Origin of the sequence: Micromonospora maritima (genome assembly GCF_902825405.1) — a bacterium.
In the GTDB taxonomy this organism is placed as follows: Bacteria; Actinomycetota; Actinomycetes; order Mycobacteriales; family Micromonosporaceae; genus Micromonospora; species Micromonospora maritima.
This window is the reverse complement of sequence record NZ_CADEAU010000687.1, coordinates 1-2,373: the sequence shown is the minus strand read 5'-3', so window position 1 is coordinate 2,373 and position 2,373 is coordinate 1. Positions and strand designations below refer to the sequence as shown.

At 74.4% G+C, this 2,373-nt stretch carries 2 protein-coding genes and 1 pseudogene; all 3 read left to right on the top strand.

Going from position 1 to position 2,373, the window contains the following annotated elements; all coding sequences use genetic code 11:
• Window positions 1-137 precede the first annotated feature (137 nt).
• Window positions 138-509: pseudogene (locus tag HUW36_RS34700) on the top strand (penicillin acylase family protein); the annotation flags it as partial.
• A 108-nt stretch (window positions 510-617) separates the two neighbouring features.
• A complete protein-coding gene (locus HUW36_RS34190) occupies window positions 618-1,175 on the top strand; it encodes a GNAT family N-acetyltransferase (RefSeq protein ID WP_217428909.1) in 558 nt (185 codons plus the stop codon).
• Between the two features lie 145 nt (window positions 1,176-1,320).
• On the top strand, window positions 1,321-2,373 hold a 1,053-nt coding region (locus HUW36_RS31075; RefSeq protein WP_174531342.1), incomplete at its 3' end, for a low temperature requirement protein A.

Here is a 2,373-nt window from a genome sequence, read left to right as displayed (position 1 = left end):
TGACTGGAGTTCAGACGTGTGCTCTTCCGATCTGGCGCGCCGCGCTCGCCCGCCGGTTGCGCGCGCACCCACGGTTGCGGCCACTGGCCGCGCCGTCCGGGTACGACGAGCTGTTCGCGCCCTGGACCGACCCGGCGGTGCGGATCGGCCTGGCGCTGGACCACCTGGTCGACCGGCACACCGACCTGGGCGTCGACGTCCTGCCGCTGGCCGCCGCCGCGCTGGCCGACGTGGCCGCCGGCCCGCCGCCCGAACCGTGGGGCCGCCGGCACCTGCTGCACCCGGTGCACCTGGGCGTCGCCGCGCAGACCTCGGCCGCCGTCGCGGCGATGCGGCGGTCGGTGGCGCTCGCCGGCGACACCGACTGCGTGCTGGCCACCTCCAGCGTCCCCGGCGTCTCCGACGCCTGCTGGCGCGGGCCGGCGGCCCGCTACGTGTGGGACCTGACCGACCGGGCCGCCGGCGGCTGGGCCGTCCCGTTCGGCGCCTCCGGCGTCCCCGGCGACAGGCACTTCACCGACCAACTACGCCACTGGGCGGCCGGCGACCTGATCCCGCTGCCCACCGGACCGCTGGCTCCGGCGCCCGCCGGGTCCCCGACGAAGGACGAGACGACAGTGACCTACCAGGAACAGATCCCCGACCTCGGCGAGCTGGCGCTGGAGCCGGTGCGCCCCGACCGGCACGCCGCGCTGCTGCACGGCTGGGTCACGCTGCCCCGCAACGCGTTCTGGGGGATGGGCGCGCACACGCTCGACGACGTCCGCGAGGTCTACACGTTCCTCGACGGGCTGGCGACCCACCACGCGTACCTGATCACGCTGAACGGTGAACCGGTCGGCCTGTTCCAGACCTACCGGCCGGAGGCGGACCCGGTCGGTGAGCGGTACCCGGTCCGGCCCGGGGACGTCGGGATGCACCTGTTGCTCAACCCGCCCCGGCGATACGCGCGCGGACTCACCACGGCCGTCGGACCGGCCCTGGCCCGGTTCCTGCTGCGGGATCCGGCCGCGCGTCGCATCGTGGTCGAGCCGGACGTGCGCAACGAGGCCGCGCTGCGCCGGCTGCGGACCGAGGGTTTCACGTTCGCGTCCGAGATCGACATGCCGGACAAGCGGGCGCAGTTGGCGTTCCTGACCCGGGAGCGGTTCGAGGCGGACCACCCGCCGGCGTGACCGGCTCGCCGCCAGGTTGCCGACCTGGTGCGGATCGTGCTCCGCCACCCGTGTGGGCGGATAGCGTGATCGGCATGGAGGGCGGCGTCGGCAGCGCTACCCGGGTGGGCGACCGGGGCATTCGAGCCGACCGGGACCGGCGGCGATGAGGGCGGCGGTGTCCCGCCGGCCCGGCGCCGAGCGGGTCGTCACCCCGCTCGAACTCTTCTTCGACCTCGTCTACGTCTTCGCGATCGGGCAGCTCTCGCACCACCTGCTCGCCCACGTCGACCTGCGTACCGGCGCCGAGACGGTCGTCCTCGGCCTCGCGGTCGTCTACGCCTGGTACATGACGGCCTGGGGCACCAACTGGCTGGAGCCGGAGCGCCCGCCGGTGCGGCTGCTGCTGGTCGGCATGATGTTCGCCAGCCTGCTCATGTCCGGCGCGATCGCCGAGGCGTTCGACGGCCGCGCCTGGCTGTTCGTCACCGGCTATCTGCTCCTGCAGTTCGGACGCACCACCTTCCTGATGGTGGCGCTGCGCGGCCGGTCGCTGGGCGGGCACTTCGTCCACGTCGCGGTCTGGGAACTGCTCCTGGGTGTGCTTCTGGCGGCCGGCGCCGCCGTGGGTGGCGACGCGCGCCTGGTGCTCTGGGGCGTCGCCGTGCTCGGCCTGCACGCCGGCGCGTGGAGCCTGCACTGGTTGCCGGGCCCGGGCCGGCGCATCGACCTCGGGCACACCGAGATCGCCGGCCCGCACCTGATCGAGCGTTTCCGGCTGTTCTTCCTCATCGCCCTCGGCGAGACCGTGCTGACCACCGGCCGCGCGTTCAGCGACGCGCCGTTCACGCTCGCGCGCCTGCTCGCCCTGGTGGTCGGCTTCACCGGCTCCGTCGCGCTGTGGTGGTGCTACTTCCGGCGGGCCGAGCGGATCGGGTTCGAGGCGGCGGAGACCGCCGGCAACGCCGGGGTGGTCGGCTGGCGGGGCACCTGGACGCTGACCCTCGCCGTGCTCGCGCTGATCGGGATCGCGGTCGGTGACGAGCTGACGATCGCCCATCCGGACGACGCCGGTACGCCCGGCTTCCTCGTGCTCGCGTTCGGCGGGCCGGCGCTGTTCCTGGTGGCACAGTTCTTCTTCCTGCGCGACGCACCCGGGCGGGGCCGGCGCTCCCGGCTGCTCGGCGTGGTGGCGCTGGCGCCGCTCGCGGTCGTCGCC